This is a genomic window from Streptomyces sp. NPDC091287 (genome assembly GCF_044768525.1).
Classification (GTDB): Bacteria; Actinomycetota; Actinomycetes; order Streptomycetales; family Streptomycetaceae; genus Streptomyces.
Genome location: NZ_JBIVUV010000005.1, coordinates 235,420 through 252,154 on the forward strand (window position 1 = coordinate 235,420; position 16,735 = coordinate 252,154).

Consider the following 16,735-nt stretch of genomic DNA (forward strand, 5'->3'; position numbering starts at 1 on the left):
GCTCCCACTGCACCCCTTCACACGGGGTCAAGGTCAAGCCCGATCCCGGGGAAGCCGCCGTCGCTGGCCGACGCCTTCGCGGGCTGCCCCTTCGCGGAGCGCTGCCCGGACGCCGAACCGGAGTGCGCGACCTGGCGGCCCGAGCCGGTGGCCCTCGCGGACGGCGGTACGGGCTCCGCCTCCTGCCGCCGGCTGCCCGAACACGTCCCCGTACCGCAGATACCGCAGATATCGCAGATTCCGCAGAAGGGCCCCGACCGATGACGATCCCCTCAGGGCAGGACCCCGCGCCGCTGCTCGCGGTCGAGGGGCTGCGCAAGACGTACCCGCTGCCCGGAAAGGGCCGCCTGACCGCCGCCGACGGCATCGGCTTCACCGTCCCGGCGGGCGGTTCGCTCGGGATCGTCGGGGAGTCCGGCTCCGGCAAGACGACCGTGGCCCGGATGCTGGTGGGCCTGGTCCGCCCGGACGCCGGAACGGTCCGGGTCGCGGGCCGGGTCCGGGGACTCACCGCCCCGCGCGGCAGGGCGGCCCGGCTGGCCCGTGCGCGGGAGATCCAGATGGTCTTCCAGGACCCCTACCTCTCGCTCGACCCCCGGCTCACCGCCCGCCGTTGCCTCACCACGGCGCTGCGGCTGCACGGCCGGCCGGCGGAGCTGGCCGACGGCCTGCTGGACCGGGTGGGTCTCGGCGCGCGCGAGGCCGAGGCCCTGCCGCACGGGCTCTCCGGCGGCCAGCGGCAGCGCCTGGCCATCGCCCGCGCGCTCGCCGTCGACCCGAAGGTGCTGGTCCTGGACGAGGCGGTGGCGGCGCTCGACGTGTCGATCCAGGCCCAGATCCTGCACCTACTCGACGGGATCCGCCGGGACACCGGGGTCGCGCTGGTCTTCGTCAGCCACGACCTGGCGGTGGTGCAGCACATCACTGACGAGGTCGTGGTGATGCGGCGGGGAACAGCCGTCGAACAGGGCCCGACCGCCGAGGTGCTCGCCGACCCCCGCGACCCCTACACCCGCCTGCTGCTGGCCTCGGTGCCGCGCGCCGGCTGGGACCCGGCCGACGCGGTCGCCGCCCGGTCCGCCGTGGCCTGACGGATCCGGTCGTACACGGATCCGGTCGCACACAGGCAGGAGCCCCGTTCCTCCGCCGAAGCGGGGGAGCGGGGCTCCTTGGGTACTGCTATGAACGGCCGCGATCGACCGACCCGGGCAACTAGGCCGGGGTGACGTTCTCAGCCTGCGGACCCTTGGGTCCCTGAGTGACGTCGAAGTTCACGACCTGGTTCTCCTCGAGGGAGCGGAACCCGGACGCGTTGATCGCGGAGTAGTGAACGAAGACATCCGGGCCGCCGCCGTCCTGGGCGATGAAGCCGAAGCCCTTTTCAGCGTTGAACCACTTGACGGTTCCGGTAGCCATAAGCCCTCCTTGGGCCAAAGGGTTGCCCTGCTCCAGAACCTGCAAACAAGTCTGAAAACTACAAAAGCCTGCGGGTTACATGCTCCGCAGGCTCTGTACTGCAAGGGAAACCAAACTGCAACTTGCGGGCGAGCCTAGCACGCAGTCTCCGGCGAGCGGTAGAGGGAAAGATCACTTCACCCGAATGTTTGACGGCCCTCCCCGGGCTCCGGCGGGAGGCCCCCGGAAAGGGGGCGCGGACCGGGGTGCGAGCGGGGCGTGGGACGGGGCGTGCGGGCCCCGGTGATGCTCGCGGGCGGCTGCGGGTCTAGCCTCGCGATGTGGACAATTCAACCGTCTCCCCCCGTGAAGGCGACGACGACCGTCGCAGTCGGCCCCGCGTCGGCCACATCCAGTTCCTGAACTGCCTCCCGCTGTACTGGGGTCTGGCGCGGACGGGAACCCTGCTCGACCTGGAGCTCTCCAAGGACACCCCGGAGCGGCTCAGCGAGCAGCTGATCAGGGGGGACCTGGACATCGGCCCGGTCACCCTCGTGGAGTACCTGCGCAACGCGGACGACCTGGTGGCCTTCCCCGACATCGCGGTCGGCTGCGACGGGCCGGTCATGTCCTGCGTGATCGTCTCCCAGCTCCCGCTGGAGCAGCTCGACCGGGCCCGGGTGGCGCTCGGCTCGACCTCCCGCACCTCGGTGCGGCTGGCGCAGCTGCTGCTGGCCGAGCGCTACGGCGTCCGGCCCGACTACTACACCTGCCCGCCCGACCTGGGCCTGATGATGCAGGAGGCGGACGCCGCCGTGCTGATCGGCGACGCCGCGCTGCGCGCCAACCTGCACGACGCCCCCCGGCTCGGGCTCCAGGTCCACGACCTGGGCCAGATGTGGAAGGAGTGGACGGGGCTGCCGTTCGTCTTCGCCGTCTGGGCGGCCCGCAAGGACTTCCTCGCCGCCCACCCCGAACAGGCGGCCCAGGTCCACCAGGCGTTCCTGGCCTCCCGGGACCTCTCCCTGGAGGAGGTCACCAAGGTCGCGGAGCAGGCGGCCCGCTGGGAGGCCTTCGACGCGGAGGTGCTGGAGCAGTACTTCACGACGCTCGACTTCCGCTTCGGCCCGGACCAGCTGGCCGGCGTCCGCGAGTTCGCCCGTCGCACGGGCCGGGACACCGGTTACCCGGCCGACGTCCACGTGGAGCTGCTCGGCGACTGAGCGACTGAGCGACTGAGCGGCTGAGTGGCTGGGCGGCTGGGCGGCTGAACCGGGGAATGGAGGGAATTCCCTTTCCGTACCCGTAAAGGGAATGGGAGAGGCCGTGCAACAACACATTCGCGCCTTTCCCCGGGGCGAAAAGATCCCCTCCTGACCGGAGAAGGGGGAATGGTCCGGCCGTTTCCCGGTGACCGCGCCGTTGGCGCCCCCTAGGCTTCGGTCCGGGTCCGGACCGTCCACCGGGTTTACCGTCCACGGGTTCACCGTCCGCAGGGTTCACAGGGGGAGTCCATATGCAGCCGCTGGAAGCGGGCGAACCGCGCACCATCGGTGCCTACCGGCTGCTCGGCAGGCTCGGTGCGGGCGGTATGGGCCGGGTCTATCTCGGCCGCAGCGCGGGCGGGCGCACGGTCGCGGTCAAGGTCGTCCACCCCCACTTCGCCCTCGACGAGCAGTTCCGCGCCCGGTTCCGGCGCGAGGTGGAGTCCGCCCGGCGCATCGGCGCCCAGTGGACCGCCCCGGTCCTGGACGCCGACCCGGACGCCCCGGTGCCCTGGGTGGCCACCGGATACGTCGCCGGGCCGCCGCTCTCGCAGGCGATCACCGAGCACGGCCCGCTGCCCGAACACGCGGTGCGCACCCTGGGCGCGGGGCTCGCCGAGGCCCTCGCCGTCGTCCACGGGCAGGGCATCGTCCACCGTGACGTGAAGCCGTCCAACGTGCTGCTCGCCCTCGACGGGCCCCGCCTCATCGACTTCGGCATCGCACGGGCCCTCGGCGCGACCGTCTCGCTCACCTCCACCGGGGTCTCGGTCGGCTCGCCCGGCTACATGGCGCCCGAGCAGATCCGGGGCCGGGACGTCTCCGGCGCGGCCGACGTCTTCTCGCTGGGCGCGGTCCTCGCGTACGCGGCGACGGGCGCGGCCCCCTTCCCGGGCGACTCCTCCGCCGTACTCCTCTACAAGGTGGTCCACGAGGAACCCGAACTGGGCGACCTGGAGGGCGAACTGCGCGAGGTGGTCGAGGGCTGCCTCGCCAAGGACCCGGCGGCCCGGCCCGTCCCGGCCGATCTCGCCCGGGTGCTCGCGCCCGGCGGGGCGGCGGCGATGGTGGCGGGCGGCTGGCTGCCGGGCGGGCTGGTGCGCGAGGTGAGCCGGTCCGCGGTGGCGCTGCTGGACCTGGAACCGCAGGACGCGCCGGTCCAGTCGGGACCGGTGCCGTTCAGCAGCGCGTCGCTGGGGGCGCTCCCGGGAACGGCCGCACCGAGCAGGGGCGGGCAGTTCGGCCCGCCCGCCCCGGGCCCGCAGGATGCGCCGTACGGGACACCCCGTCCGCAGGAAGCGGCACAGGAAGCGCCACAGGAATCGCCGTACGGGACACCGCGCCCGCAGGAAGCGACGCAGGACGCGCCCTACAGGACCCCGCATCCGCAGGACGACGCGTACGGCACGCCGCATCCGCAGGACGACATGTACGGGACGCCGCCCCCGCCCCCGCCCCCGACGCCTCCGCGCGCGAAACCCGCCTCCACCGTGCCCCCGCCGCCCACGCACGCCGGGACCTACCGCCAGGGCGGCGACGGGGCGCACGGCGCGCACGGACTGCCGGGCCAACGCGCCGGCGACCCCCGCCTCTCCCTGACCGTCAGCGCCGAGAACCGGCCGGCCTCCGGGGAGCGCCGAGGCCGCCGCGTCAGCTGCACGGTCGCCCTGGCGGTGGCGGGGGCGCTCGCGGTCGTCACCTTCGGCACGGGCCTGCTCGACGGCTTCTTCCCGGGCGGCGACGCCGACCGGAACCGGGGCAACGACGCCGCGGCGACCCCGTCCGGCTCCGCCTCTCCGCCCGCCTCCGGGAAGCCGACGCCCGCCGAGTCCGCCGACGCGAGCGGGGCCCCGGTCGGCGAGCTGCCGAAGGCCTACGTGGGCACCTGGGAGGGCCCGGTCACCGAGAAGACGACCGGCCAGCCGCACGGCACCCTCACCGCCGTCTTCACCGAGGGGAAACGCGGCGAGCGGGTCGTCCGGATGAGCACGACGATCTCCCAGCTCGGCCTCACCGTCACCTGCAACAGCGTCGGCACCCTCGCCTCCGGCACCGCGAAGGAGCTGAACATCCGCGAGGCCACCGACCCGGACCGCCCCAGCACGCCCGGTCTGTGCACCGGCACCGAGGCCGACCTGGTCTTCCGCCTCGCCGACGACGGCACCCTGGACTACCGCTCGAAGGAACGCGCCGCGGGTCTCCCGTACGGGAAGCTCACCAGGTCCGGCGGCTGACGGCGCCCGGGGCTGGCGTACGCTGGATCGGTCCGAGGATCCGTAGAAAAACCGCCGAAAGGTGACAGCCCGGTGACCGAGAAGGCCGACCTTCAGCCCGTCCTCGACCGAGCCGCCGAAGGCGGTCGGATCACCCCGGAGGAGGCGCTCGACCTCTACCGGTCCGCGCCCCTGCACGCGTTGGGCGCCGCCGCCGACGCCGCACGCCGCCGCCGCTACGCCGGTACGGAGCACATCGCGACGTACATCATCGAGCGGAACATCAACTACACCAACGTGTGCGTGACGGCCTGCAAGTTCTGCGCCTTCTACGCCCCGCCCAAGGACACCGCCAAGGGCTGGACCCGCGACCTCGACGACATCCTGCGCCGCTGCGCGGAGACCGTGGAGCTGGGCGGCACCCAGATCATGTTCCAGGGCGGCCACCACCCGGACTTCGGCGTCGAGTACTACGAGGAGCACTTCTCCGCGATCAAGAAGGCCTACCCGCAGCTGGTCATCCACTCGCTGGGCGCCTCCGAGATCGAGCACATGGCCCGGATCTCGAAGGTCTCCGCCGAGGAGGCCATCAGCCGGATCCACGCCGCCGGGCTCGACTCCTTCGCCGGCGCCGGCGCCGAGCTGCTGCCCGCACGGCCGCGCACCGCCATCGCCCCGCTCAAGGAGTCCGGCGAGCGGTGGCTGGAGATCATGGAGATCGCGCACGGCCTCGGCGTCGAGTCCACCTCCACCATGCTGATGGGCACCGGCGAGACCAACGCCGAGCGCATCGAGCACCTGAGGATGATCCGGGACGTCCAGGACCGTACGGGCGGCTTCCGCGCCTTCATCCCGTACACCTACCAGCCGGAGAACAACAAGCTGAAGGGCCAGACGCAGGCCACGCTCTTCGAGTACCTGCGGATGATCGCCATCGCCCGGCTCTTCCTCGACAACGTCGCCCACATCCAGGGCTCCTGGCTGACCACCGGCAAGGAGGTCGGCCAGCTGTCGCTGCACTACGGCGCGGACGACCTCGGCTCGATCATGCTGGAGGAGAACGTCGTCTCCTCGGCCGGCGCCAAGCACCGCTCCAACCGGCTGGAGATCATCGACCTGATCCGCAAGGCGGACCGGGTCCCCGCGCAGCGCGCCACGACGTACGAGCACCTCGTCGTGCACGACGACCCGGCGATGGACCCGGTCGACGAGCGCGTCGTCTCGCACATCTCCTCGACGGCGATCGAGGGCGGCACGGCCCACCCGGAGCTGAAGCTCCTGAACGCCAACTAGGCCTCGGCTTCCCATGCTGACGATCCACGCCGCGCCCCTGGTCCTCCCGGTGGGCGCGGCGGCCGTCGTGGACGGCGCCGTCGCGGTGGACGGGGAGCGGATCGCGGCCCTCGGCCCCTACGAGGAGGTCGTCGCCGCGCACCCTGCGGCCCGGGTCCGCCGCTGGCCCGGCCTCCTCACACCAGGACTGCGCCAGGACCGGGCCCGGGAGCTGCTCACCCGCTGCTACCACCCCGATCCCCGCGAGGCCGACGAGCTGGGCGAACTCCCGCTCTGGGGCGAGGAGTTCGAGCGGCTCGCGGCGACGATGGACACCGCCCGACGGGCCGGGTCCGTCCGGCGCGGGCTCCAGCGGATGCTGCGGCACGGCACGACGCACCTGGCGGGCCCCCTGGACGCGGAGGACCCCGCGCTGCGCACGGCCGTCGCCCGGTCGGGCCTCGTCCGGGTCCCGCCGCCGCCCGCGACGCCCGGACCGCCGGACCTGGACCCCTTCGCCGCGGGCGGCGACCTGGCCCGCACGGCGGGCGCCCCGCTGACCGTGGGCGGCCGGGCGGACCTCGCGGTCTTCGACGTACCCGACGAGACGGCCCTCCGCGCGGGCGGGGCGCGCGCCTGCGTGGCGACGGTCCTCGCGGGGCGACTCGTGCACCGCGCCCGCTGAGGGCCTGTCAGGGGCCACCCGACAGGCTCTTGGAGCGGCGATCAGCCGTCGACGCGCGTGTAGGTGAGGAACACCGCGCCGCCCTTGAGGACGGTGTGGTCGGCGAGCGTCCAGGTGCGCGGATCGAAGGCAGCCTTGCGGGAGAACAGCGGGATGCCGTCGCCCATGGTCAGCGGGCCGATCTTGAGGATCAGCGTGTCGATCTCGGCGTACAGGGAGCCCGCCAGCTCGGCGCCGCCGATCAGCCAGATGTCCTTGCCGTCCTGCTGCTTGAGCTCCCGTACGGTCGCCACCGGGTCCTCGGCGACCAGTTCGACAGCGGGGTCCGGGCTCTCGGTCAGGGTCCGGGAGAACACCAGGTGACGCAGGTGGGGGTAGGCGTCGGTGATTCCGGCCGCAAGACCGATCTCGTAGCTGCGCCGCCCCTCGACCACGGTGTCGAAGCGCGTGCCCGCCGCCGTGACGGACAGTGCCTGCCGGACATGGACGGGCAGCGTCTCCGGGTACTCGGCCACGAGGTGCTGGATGTAGTCCTCCGGTATGGGCCAGAAGCCGTTCGGACCGGTGGGGTCCGCGCCGTCCGGGCCCGCGATGAAGCCATCGAGAGTGGTGGCGATGTAGTGGACGAGTCTGCGCATGCCAGTTCCCTTCTTCCAGCCCGCTGTCGCGGTACGGCCCGGGCCGCCGGTTGGCGTGCCAGGGTGCGAGGCCGCTGAGTGATCATGACACCAGACCGACCAGGACGTGTCCGGCCGATCATGTGACTGCTTGGCTCCGGGCGTTGTGGAAGGTGGCGGGATCGCCGACAGGTGATCGACCGGATGACATCGGGGTGCATCAGCTCATCCTCGACTTCGTACGCTCCCTGCGGGACGGTCACGGCACCTTCGGACCGCCCAGGTACCGTCCCTTCGCGTCGTACGGCCAGGCGTTGGCGACGCAGCCCTTCAACCCGTCGATCTGCTGCATCATCGCGGGAGCGGGGCGCCCCTTCCCCGGGCAGGTCTCGTGGCCGCGCCCCAGCCAGTGGCCGACCTCGTGGTTGACGATCAGCGCCCGGTACTCCGCTACGGGCCCGTCGAACTGCGGCGAACCGAGCTGCCAGCGCTTCAGGTTGACCATCACCTTCTCGCCGCCCCGGCAGTTGACCTCGCCGCGCGTCTTCAGGCCGTACTCGCCGCAGATCCGGTCCGTGGTCGCCGGGGTGGCGATCTTGATCACGAGCCCGGCCGGTCCGTCGGCGACCTGACGGAACGAGCGCTCGCCGCCGTGGCTCCAGCCGCGCGGATCGGCGAGGACGGCGGCGATGTCCTCGGCGGCCCGGTCGGGGTCGACGCCGCTGCCGTCCTCCACCTCGACCCGGTAGGCGCTCCCCTTGCCCTTCGCGTCGACCCCCGCACGGGCCACGGTGAACGTGCCGGGACCCGAGGCGGGGATGTCCTCGGCCCGGACATCGCCGTCCTTCTTGTCCGAGGCCGCGGCGGAGGCGGAGGGCGTCGGGGACGGCGGGGGAGTGGACGGAGGCGGGTCCGCCAGCGGCTCCGACGCGTTGTCCGGTCCGCCCGCCGGGGCCGTACGGGACGAGCCCGGCGCCGCCGTGTCCGCCGGGCCGCCCCCGTCCTGCCAGGGGCGGCCGACCAGCAGGGCCGCGCCCGCCACGACCACGAGGGCCAGCACGGCGAGCGAGGCCGCCCGACGCCGGTTGCGGCGTCTGCGGCGCACCCGGGAGCGGGCCGTCGACCGCGAGCGGCCCGGTGCGCGCCCCGGGGCCCGGGGCGGCGGCACGCGCAGCCGGAACGTGTCCTCGTCGCGGTCCGGTTCCCCGTACGCGCGCGGCAGGGTGCCCGTGGGCCGGCGGCGCGTCACGAGGCGGCCCCGCTCCGCGGCACGGGGTTCTCGTCGGCGTACGCGATCAGCTCCCGGAACCGCAGGCTCTGGGCGACCCGGACAAGGTCCCCGGCGGTGACGGGAGCACCGCCCGCCCCGGACGGCGCGGGTGAGACGGACAGGGCCACCGTGCTGCGGCCGGAGCGGTACTGGAGGGAGACCTCCGTGCCCGTCCCGCCCTCGGCGGGCTGCCGGTACACCCGGGCGGGCGTGCCGTCGTCCAGGGCGAGGCCCTCGCAGGTCAGCCCCTTCTCCGGGATGTCGCGGCAGGCGGGCGCCGCGCTCCCCGGCTCCGGACGCACCGACAGGCGGACGGCGCGCACGACGGAGCCGCGCCGCCCCTGGTAGCTCTCCGGGTCCTCGCCGACCGGCAGGACCGTCCCGATCGACGCGGGCAGCAGGGCGTCCAGTGTCCCGGCCACCTGCTGCCGGAACTCATCCAGCCGCTGGGCCTCCTCAGGACCGAGACCGGGTGGGGCCGACGCGGAGGGCGTCGCGAGGGGGGGTGTCGCGGGAACGGCCGCGGACTCCGTCGGCACGGGGGTGGACGTGGGGCTCGGCATGTCGGGGCGTGGCTCCGTACGTTGGGGGGACGGGGTGGGCGCGGGCAGGAAGAGGGACGGGCCGGCGGGCGCGGCGGGCCCGGTGGGGCCCGAGTCCGGTCCCGCCAGCAGCCAGGGGCCGAGCACGGCGAGGCCCAGGGTCACGGCGGTGACCGCGACGAAGGTGCCCGCGACCGCGAACGCCCGGGTCCTGGCCCGCCGCCGGCGCCCCTCCCGGACGGCGTCGGGGACGAGATCGGGCTGGAGGGACAGCGGGCCGACGGTCCGGTGCAGGGCGTCCCGGAACAGCTCTTCGTCGTGCGTGCGGGGCGGCAGGTGCTCGTGCGGTTCAGGGATCATGACCGGCCCTCAGCTTCCGGAGGAGTAGAGCTGGACGTCGCCCATCCGGGCGCGCAGTCGGACGAGCGAACGCGAGCACTGGCTCTTCACCGTGGACTCGCTGCACCGCAGCAGCGAGGCGACGGTCTCCACGCTCAGGTCGTCCCAGTAGCGCAGGACGACCATCGCCCGTGCCCGGGGCGGGAGTTCGGCGAGCAGGGCGAGCAGCGTGACCCGGAGGTCGGCACCCGGCGCGGGGTTGGGTTGCGGGCGGGGCGCGTTGCGCTTGTGGGCGAGCAGATCGGCTACGGTGCGGCGGCGCTCGGCCACGAAGGTGCGGACGAGCACGGTCTTGGCGTAGGCGTCGAGGTTGTCCGCCCTGCTCGCCTTCCGCCAGTGCTGGAACAGCTTGGCGAGCGTCGTCTGCGTCAGGTCCTGCGCGCCCTCGACGTCTCCGCACAGCAGGTAGGCCGTCCGGTACAGCCGGCGCTGCCCGGTCCGGGCGTACGCCTCGAACGCGGCGCCCTCGCCGTCGGCCATGGCGGGCTCAGCCGCTGCCGGCATCCGCCCTCCCCTCTCCTCGCGCTTCCGTGCTCCCCCGAAGCTCCGCCCTGGGCGGACTCCCACCCCTTACAGAGCACCCGTGTGCCGAAAAGGTTGAAGAGAAGTGAAGATCAGTTCGAGAGAGGCCCGGGCCTCGGGAGACCGCCCCCACGGACCCGTGACGCCGGGCTGCTTGAATGGAAGGGTGACCCGAGCCTCCCTGGAAAAGCAGCCGCACGAAGTCGCCTCGATGTTCGACGGTGTGGCGGCCAACTACGACCTGACCAACGACGTGATCTCGCTCGGCCAGGCCCGGCTGTGGCGCAAGGCGGTCGCCCGGGCGGTCGACGCCCGCCCCGCGCAGAGGATCCTCGACCTGGCGGCCGGTACGGCGACCTCCTCGCAGCCCTTCGTGAAGGCGGGCGCCTACGTCGTACCGTGCGACTTCTCGCTCGGCATGCTCAAGGTCGGCAAGGAGCGCCACCCCTGGATGCCGTTCACCGCGGGCGACGGGATGAAGCTGCCGTTCAAGGACGAGACGTTCGACACCGTCACGATCTCCTTCGGGCTGCGCAACATCCAGGACACCGAGGTCGCGCTGCGCGAGCTGTACCGGGTGACGAAGCCCGGCGGACGCGTCGTGATCTGCGAGTTCTCCCAGCCGACCTGGACCCCGTTCCGCACGGTCTACACGGAGTACCTCATGCGGGCGATCCCGCCGGCCGCCCGCGCGGTGTCCTCCAACCCGGACGCGTACGTCTACCTCGCCGAGTCCATCCGCGACTGGCCCGACCAGCCCGCCCTCGCCGCACTGCTCCAGAAGGCCGGCTGGTCGAAGGTCGCCTGGCGCAACCTGACCGGCGGCGTGGTGGCCCTGCACCGGGCCACCCGCGCCTGACGTTCCCGTAACGGCCCGGGACTACGGCCCCGGGCTCACAGCTCCAGCCGGAAGCAGACGGCCTCCTGGCCGCGCGGGGTGGCGTACGACTCGGCCCGCCGCATCCCGAGCCGCTCCGCGACCGCCATCGACCGGGCGTTGCGCGAGTGGACCATCGCGACGACCTCGCCCACCCCCGCCGCCCGTACCCGCTCCAGCGTCGTGCGGGCGGCGGCGGAGGCGTACCCCCGCCCCCACGCCGCACGCCCCAGCCGCCAGCCGATCTCGGTCGCGCCGACCGGCCCGTAATGCGTGTGCGGCCACGGCTGCGCCCCGGTGAAGCCGAGGACGGCGTCCTCCTCGTCCGTGATGGTCCACAGGCAGTAGCCCAGCTCCGCGTCGTGCCGCCGCTGGCGGGCGGTGAGCTCCTCGTACGCGGACAGCTCCGCGCTCCGCCCGCCGAAGAACTCCATGACCTGCGGGTCGTCGAAGACCCGGTGCCAGGTCAGGGCGTCCTCGTCGGTCGGAACACGGAGGCGTACGGCGGGGGCCGAAGCAGGGGGCGTGACAGGTGCTATCGACATGAGGGAGCCCTTCGGAGGGTTGGTTCGCAGGCCCCCATAGACTGCACGGGACATGTGCCGCGCGGCACGCGAATTCGAGTCTTCGGGAGATCCGACCGTGACCGAGCCCCTCTCCGAGAACAGCGCGGACGTGATCGTCGTCGGAGCGGGCCCAGCCGGCTCCACGACCGCCTACTACCTCGCCAAGGCCGGACTCGACGTCCTGCTCCTGGAGAAGACCGCCTTCCCCCGCGAGAAGGTCTGCGGCGACGGGCTCACGCCCCGCGCCACGAAACAGCTCGTCTCCATGGGGATCGACATCTCCGAGGAGGCGGGCTGGCTGCGCAACAAGGGCCTGCGCATCATCGGTGGCGGAGTGCGGCTCCAGCTGGACTGGCCCGACCTCGCCTCCTACCCGGACTACGGCCTGGTCCGCAAGCGCGACGACTTCGACGAGCAGCTGGCCCGGCAGGCGCAGAAGGCCGGCGCCCGGCTCCACGAGCGCTGCAACGTGGGCGCGCCGATCAGGGACGAGCGCACCGGCCGCATCACCGGCGTCGAGGCGAAGATCGGCGAGGAGAAGACCCCGGTCACCTTCCACGCCCCGCTCGTCGTCGCCGCCGACGGCAACTCCACCCGGCTCTCCGTGGCGATGGGCCTGCACCGCCGCGAGAACCGCCCGATGGGCGTCGCCGTGCGGACCTACTTCACCTCGCCCCGCCACGACGACGACTACCTGGAGTCCTGGCTGGAGCTGTGGGACAAGCGCGGCGCCGAGGACCGCCTGCTGCCCGGGTACGGCTGGGTCTTCGGCATGGGCGACGGCACCTCCAACGTGGGCCTCGGCATCCTCAACTCCTCCTCCGCCTTCAAGGAGCTGGACTGGCGCGAGGTCCTCAAGGCCTGGTGCGCCTCGATGCCGGAGGAGTGGGGCTACACCCCGGACAACATGACGATGCCGATCCGCGGCGCGGCCCTCCCGATGGCCTTCAACCGCCAGCCGCACTACACCAAGGGCCTCCTCCTCGTCGGCGACGCGGGCGGCATGGTCAACCCGTTCAACGGCGAAGGCATCGCGTACGCCATGGAGTCGGGCCAGATCGCGGCCGACGTCATCGTCCAGGCCCACGCCCGCGCCACCCCCGCCCAGCGCGAACTGGCCCTGAACAACTATCCGAAGGTGCTCAAGGAGACGTACGGCGGCTACTACACGATGGGCCGCGCCTTCGTGAAGCTGATCGGCAACCCGAAGATCATGAAGATCGCCACCCAGCGCGGTCTGACCCACCCGCTGCTGATGAAGTTCACCCTCAAGATGCTGGCCAACCTGACCGACCCGCAGGGCGGCGACGCGATGGACCGCATCATCAACGGCCTGTCGAAGGTGGCTCCGAAGGCCTGAGGCCGCTCAGGAAGGGTCCGCCGCACGCGTGCGTTCGTAGTGGCGGGCCACCCGGGCCCGGTTGCCGCAGGAGGGCTTGCACCACTCCTGCCGGCCGTGGCTCCTGATGAAGTACCGCACGCAGCGCGGCGCGTGACAGGCCCGTAGCCGCTCGCACTCCGGGCCGCTCAGAAAGTCGACGGCATCGCGCGCCAGCGCCGCGACCAGCCGTACGCGTGGGTCGGCCTCGGCCGACAACAGGCGGCTCGCCGGGGCCTCTCCCACCCGCTGCCGGACGCCGGGATGCTCCAGGAGCCCGAGCGGCTGGCCGCCCTGCTCGCCGCCCACCCGCGGGTCGTCGCCGTCCTCACCGGACACGCCCACACGGCCGCCGCCTCGGTCTTCGGCGGCCGCCCCCTGATCGTCGGCCCCGCCGTCACCTGGACCCTGCGCCTGCCCTGGGAGGGGGACCGCCCGGCGGACCGGGACCAGCCGCCGGGCCTGGCGTTCCACGTCCTGGGCGAGGACCGGCGGCTGACCACGCACTTCCGCGTCATCCCCTGAGCACCAGGAACCAGGCGCTCCGCTTGCCCCCGGTGTTAATCCTCATCTCCCCAGGTGATCGTGTGCGATGATTTGCGCGCCCCCGGTCGTCGGCAGTTCCGGACCGGACGGCGCCCGCCCGCCCCCGCCCGCAGTGGCGGCACGCGGTGCGTGCCACTTCTCTTGACGCACGCTCACATCGAACGCAGGCCAGCGGGGTACGGAACAAGCCGATACAGCGCTGCTCGACCCCAAGGACAGACAGCCATGACCACCGCCTCCCTGCCCCAGCACCACGGGCTCTTCCTGGAGCCCCGCTTCGCCGTGGACCCGACCGCGACGGACGAGGACGAGGACTTCGACGCCGCGTACGACGCGCTGCCCGCGCCCACCACCTCGGCCAAGGAGCCGGAGCGGACGACCCGCCGCCCGCGCCGCCGCTGATCCGGGCGGCGGCGGTCCCCTCCGGCCCGGAAAACCGCTGGAGGCCCCGCCGCCCGACCGGTAGCCTCTCTCCCATGGCCTGCCCCGAGTCCGACAGACTCCGGCCACCGGTGCGCCGGTGGCCGTGTTCGTGCTGAGCGTCGCCGGCTGACCCACGGGTCACCGGCCCCCTTCACCACGGTTCCACGCCCCCTGCTCACCGCGGGTACGGGCCGTTCCCCCTCGCGTACGCGTTGAAGCACCGCCGTACGCGGGGTACGTGCCACCGGCCGATCGTCACCGCAGGGCACTTCTCCGTGCCACCGGCCGATCGCCGCCGGGCACTTCTCCGCACCGTCCCGCCGGACCACCGGCGGGACGTCTCCGCGGCCCGCATCCCCGCACTCCGGTCTGTCTGTCCACCCGACGGTTCCGTACAAGGGGCTACTCACCCATGCCATTCGCCGTTTACGTCCTGGGGCTCGCGGTCTTCGCCCAGGGCACCTCCGAGTTCATGCTGTCCGGGCTCGTCTCCGGCATCGCCGCCGACCTCGACGTCTCCCTCTCCGCCGCCGGCCTCCTCACGTCCGCCTTCGCCATCGGAATGGTCGTCGGCGCACCTCTGATGGCGCTTGCCGGCCGCGCCTGGCCCCGCCGCCGCGCCCTGCTCCTCTTCCTCGCGGTGTTCGTCGCCGTCCATGTCGTCGGCGCTCTCACCCCGAGTTACGAGGTGCTCCTGGTGACCCGCTTCGTCGGGGCCCTCGCCAACGCGGGCTTCTGGGCGGTCGCGCTGACCACGGCCATCGCGATGGTCCCGGACCAACTGAAGGGCCGGGCCACCGCCGTGGTGGTCGGCGGCGTGACCATCGCCTGCGTCGTGGGCGTACCGGCCGGCGCGGTGCTGGGGGAGCGCTGGGGGTGGCGGTCGGCCTTCTGGGCGGTCGCGATCGTCTCGCTGCCCGCCTTCCTCGCGGTCCTGCGCTCCATCCCGGGCGGCCGGGGTACGGACCCGGGCGCCGCTCCCGTACCCGTGCGGGACGAACTGCGCGCGCTGACCGGCCCCGGGCCGCGGCCGGTCCTGCTCACGATGGCCCTGGTGCAGGGGGCGACCTTCTGCGCCTTCTCCTACCTGGAGCCGCTCCTCACCCGGGAGACGGGTCTGGGCGCGGGGTGGGTGCCGGTGTCCCTGGCGCTGTTCGGGGCGGGGTCGTTCGCCGGTGTCACGGTGGCGGGCCGGTTCGCCGACGCCCGCCCGGTCGCCGTCGTCGCCACGGGCATGAGCGCCCTCACCGTCGGCTGGGCGGCCCTCGCCCTGACGGCGGGCCGCCCGGTGCTCGCCCTGGCGCTGATCCCGCTCCTCGGCATGCTCGCCTTCGGTACGGGCACCGCGCTGATCACCCGGGTCCTGGGCCTCGCCTCCGGGGCCCCGACGCTGGCCGGCGCCTTCTCGACGACCGCGTTCAACCTGGGGGCGGCGGTGGGCCCGTGGGCGGGCGGCCTGGCCCTGGACGCCGGGTTCGGCTACCGGGCCCCGGTCTGGGTGAGCGCCCTGCTGATGGTCCTGGCCCTGCTCGTCGCCGCGACGACGGCGAAGGGCCGCCGCCCCCGAGCGGGGGAGCGGCGGCCCTCAGAGGCTGTCGACCTGAGCGCCCACGGGCGCTTGTGAATCAGAGAACGCGGACCGCGCCGGTCGGCCGGTCGTAGTCCATGGAGCGCTGCACCGTGCCGGTGCTGGAGTTCTGCGCACCGACGAACTCGCCGCCGCCGACGTAGATCGCGACGTGGTACGCGCTGCCGGCGCCACCCCAGTAAAGGATGTCGCCGGGCTGGAGGTTGTCCAGGGAGACCTGGGTGCCGAAGGTCGACTGGGACTGCGAGACGCGCGGCAGGTCGATGCCCGCCGTGCGGTACGCGGCCTGGACCAGACCCGAGCAGTCCCACGCGTTGGGGCCGGTGCCGCCGGACACGTACGCGTCGCCGACCTGCGCCTTGGCGAAGGCCACGATGGAGGCGGCGGAACCGCTCACGTTCGAGGAGGAGGGGGCGGAGGCGGAGCTGCCCGAGTCCGAGGAGTCCGACGAGCCGGAGGAGGCGCTGAGCGTCGTGCGCTCGGAGGTCCGGGAGGCGCGCTCGGCGCGCTCCTCGGCCTCCGCCTCGGCCTTGGCCTTGGCGGCGGCTTCGGCCTTCTTCTTGGCCTCGGCCTTGCGGACGGCCTCGGCGTGCGCCTTCTTGGCCGCCTTCGCGGCCTTCTCGGCCGCGGCGTCCTCGTCGGCCTGCGTCTCCAGGTCGAGGGCGACCTGCTGTGTGGCCTGGGCGGAGGCGGCCACAGCGGTGGAGAAGCCGGACGTGATCGTGGGCATCTCGATCGTCTGGGTCACCGGCTCGGCCTGGGCCGGACCGGCGGCACCCGCGACCGCGATGGTGCTGAGGACGCCACCGGCAACTCCGGCTCGCAGTGCCGACTTCGAGGCGCGCTGACGGGGCTTCCGGTGGCTGGGTATGTGAGCGGTGTGGGACATGGGTACTAGCGCTATCAGGGCTGTAGGGGTCCCATCAAGAAACGTGTGTTGCGACACAGTTACGTTCGGAATCTGTGAATCCGCTTTCTGGGCACCTTTATTGACGCCGTAACGGGCAAATCGGTCAGCGTCCATCAGGCCCGTGATCATTGTCTTTCGGTAATACGCCCGAATTGCCCGTCGCTTACCATCCGTTCGCACCGATGGCCAAGCCCGGCTTTCCGGGGCGAGGGGTCGAGTGGCGCAGGTCACAGTGTTGGTCCGCCGGAACGGGCAACCCTCGCGGCT

The 16,735-nt window shown here is 72.9% G+C and carries 16 protein-coding genes and 3 pseudogenes; 11 read left to right on the plus strand and 8 right to left on the minus strand.

Annotated elements, in window-relative coordinates; all coding sequences use genetic code 11:
* Positions 1-21: 21 nt before the first annotated feature.
* Both ACIQRW_RS10015 and ACIQRW_RS10020 read left to right on the plus strand, forming a co-directional pair.
* A pseudogene (locus tag ACIQRW_RS10015) lies at positions 22-264 on the plus strand (oligopeptide/dipeptide ABC transporter ATP-binding protein); the annotation flags it as partial.
* On the plus strand, positions 261-1,091 hold the full coding sequence (locus tag ACIQRW_RS10020; protein ID WP_403756999.1) for an ABC transporter ATP-binding protein: 831 nt from the start codon (positions 261-263) through the stop codon (positions 1,089-1,091). The pseudogene ACIQRW_RS10015 and the gene ACIQRW_RS10020, both read left to right, overlap by 4 nt.
* A gap of 121 nt (positions 1,092-1,212) precedes the next feature.
* Here ACIQRW_RS10020 and ACIQRW_RS10025 read toward each other — a convergent pair whose 3' ends face one another.
* Entirely contained in the window at positions 1,213-1,416 is a 204-nt protein-coding gene (locus tag ACIQRW_RS10025; RefSeq protein WP_003967102.1) for a cold-shock protein, read from the minus strand.
* A gap of 320 nt (positions 1,417-1,736) precedes the next feature.
* Here ACIQRW_RS10025 and ACIQRW_RS10030 point away from each other — a divergent pair, with 320 nt between their 5' ends.
* The 4 genes from ACIQRW_RS10030 (at position 1,737) to ACIQRW_RS10045 (ending at position 6,830) form a co-directional block, all read left to right on the plus strand.
* Positions 1,737-2,618: a menaquinone biosynthetic enzyme MqnA/MqnD family protein gene (locus tag ACIQRW_RS10030; RefSeq protein ID WP_403757002.1), complete on the plus strand. Its 882-nt coding sequence runs from the start codon at positions 1,737-1,739 to the stop codon at positions 2,616-2,618.
* A gap of 293 nt (positions 2,619-2,911) precedes the next feature.
* Positions 2,912-4,894, plus strand: coding sequence for a protein kinase (locus ACIQRW_RS10035; RefSeq protein ID WP_403757004.1), 1,983 nt, complete (start codon positions 2,912-2,914; stop codon positions 4,892-4,894).
* 72 nt (positions 4,895-4,966) lie between these two features.
* Positions 4,967-6,166, plus strand: coding sequence for a cyclic dehypoxanthinyl futalosine synthase (mqnC, locus tag ACIQRW_RS10040; RefSeq protein ID WP_069756823.1), 1,200 nt, complete (start codon positions 4,967-4,969; stop codon positions 6,164-6,166).
* A 13-nt stretch (positions 6,167-6,179) separates the two neighbouring features.
* Complete coding sequence (locus ACIQRW_RS10045) at positions 6,180-6,830, plus strand: imidazolonepropionase-like domain-containing protein (protein WP_403757007.1); 651 nt, start codon at positions 6,180-6,182, stop codon at positions 6,828-6,830.
* Between the two features lie 41 nt (positions 6,831-6,871).
* Here the strand turns inward: ACIQRW_RS10045 and ACIQRW_RS10050 are convergent, their stop codons facing one another.
* The 4 genes from ACIQRW_RS10050 to ACIQRW_RS10065 form a co-directional block, all read right to left on the minus strand.
* Positions 6,872-7,468, minus strand: a complete 597-nt coding sequence (locus ACIQRW_RS10050; protein WP_403757010.1) for a dihydrofolate reductase family protein — start codon at positions 7,466-7,468, stop codon at positions 6,872-6,874.
* A gap of 238 nt (positions 7,469-7,706) precedes the next feature.
* On the minus strand, positions 7,707-8,696 hold the full coding sequence (locus ACIQRW_RS10055; protein WP_403757013.1) for a DUF3152 domain-containing protein: 990 nt from the start codon (positions 8,694-8,696) through the stop codon (positions 7,707-7,709).
* Complete coding sequence (locus ACIQRW_RS10060) at positions 8,693-9,619, minus strand: hypothetical protein (protein WP_403757016.1); 927 nt, start codon at positions 9,617-9,619, stop codon at positions 8,693-8,695. Before ACIQRW_RS10060 ends, ACIQRW_RS10055 begins: the two co-directional genes overlap by 4 nt.
* Positions 9,620-9,628: 9 nt before the next feature.
* Positions 9,629-10,138 carry a SigE family RNA polymerase sigma factor gene (locus tag ACIQRW_RS10065; protein WP_403757441.1) on the minus strand — a complete coding sequence of 170 codons (510 nt, stop codon included), beginning with the start codon at positions 10,136-10,138 and terminating at the stop codon, positions 9,629-9,631.
* Between the two features lie 208 nt (positions 10,139-10,346).
* Between ACIQRW_RS10065 and ACIQRW_RS10070 the strand changes: the two genes are divergently transcribed.
* Positions 10,347-11,039 (plus strand): demethylmenaquinone methyltransferase, encoded by a 693-nt coding sequence (locus ACIQRW_RS10070; protein ID WP_403757018.1) that lies wholly within the window; start codon positions 10,347-10,349, stop codon positions 11,037-11,039.
* Between the two features lie 35 nt (positions 11,040-11,074).
* Here ACIQRW_RS10070 and ACIQRW_RS10075 read toward each other — a convergent pair whose 3' ends face one another.
* The gene (locus tag ACIQRW_RS10075; protein WP_403757021.1) at positions 11,075-11,602 is read right to left on the minus strand and encodes a GNAT family N-acetyltransferase; all 528 of its coding nucleotides are present in this window, start codon (positions 11,600-11,602) and stop codon (positions 11,075-11,077) included.
* A 97-nt stretch (positions 11,603-11,699) separates the two neighbouring features.
* On the opposite strand from ACIQRW_RS10075, the gene ACIQRW_RS10080 reads away from it, so the two are divergent.
* Positions 11,700-12,983 (plus strand): geranylgeranyl reductase family protein, encoded by a 1,284-nt coding sequence (locus ACIQRW_RS10080; RefSeq protein WP_403757024.1) that lies wholly within the window; start codon positions 11,700-11,702, stop codon positions 12,981-12,983.
* A gap of 6 nt (positions 12,984-12,989) precedes the next feature.
* Here the strand turns inward: ACIQRW_RS10080 and ACIQRW_RS10085 are convergent.
* Positions 12,990-13,238, minus strand: a pseudogene (locus ACIQRW_RS10085) (CGNR zinc finger domain-containing protein); the annotation flags it as partial.
* On the opposite strand from ACIQRW_RS10085, the pseudogene ACIQRW_RS10090 reads away from it, so the two are divergent.
* From ACIQRW_RS10090 to ACIQRW_RS10100, 3 genes and pseudogenes are all read left to right on the plus strand, one after another.
* Positions 13,239-13,526, plus strand: a pseudogene (locus ACIQRW_RS10090) (phosphodiesterase); the annotation flags it as partial. It abuts the pseudogene before it with no gap.
* A gap of 246 nt (positions 13,527-13,772) precedes the next feature.
* A complete protein-coding gene (locus ACIQRW_RS10095) occupies positions 13,773-13,949 on the plus strand; it encodes a hypothetical protein (protein ID WP_274344021.1) in 177 nt (58 codons plus the stop codon).
* Between the two features lie 433 nt (positions 13,950-14,382).
* Positions 14,383-15,594 (plus strand): Cmx/CmrA family chloramphenicol efflux MFS transporter, encoded by a 1,212-nt coding sequence (locus tag ACIQRW_RS10100; protein WP_403757027.1) that lies wholly within the window; start codon positions 14,383-14,385, stop codon positions 15,592-15,594.
* 1 nt (position 15,595) lies between these two features.
* On the opposite strand, the gene ACIQRW_RS10105 is transcribed toward ACIQRW_RS10100, so the two are convergent.
* Positions 15,596-16,447: a C40 family peptidase gene (locus ACIQRW_RS10105; protein ID WP_403757030.1), complete on the minus strand. Its 852-nt coding sequence runs from the start codon at positions 16,445-16,447 to the stop codon at positions 15,596-15,598.
* Positions 16,448-16,735 lie beyond the last annotated feature (288 nt).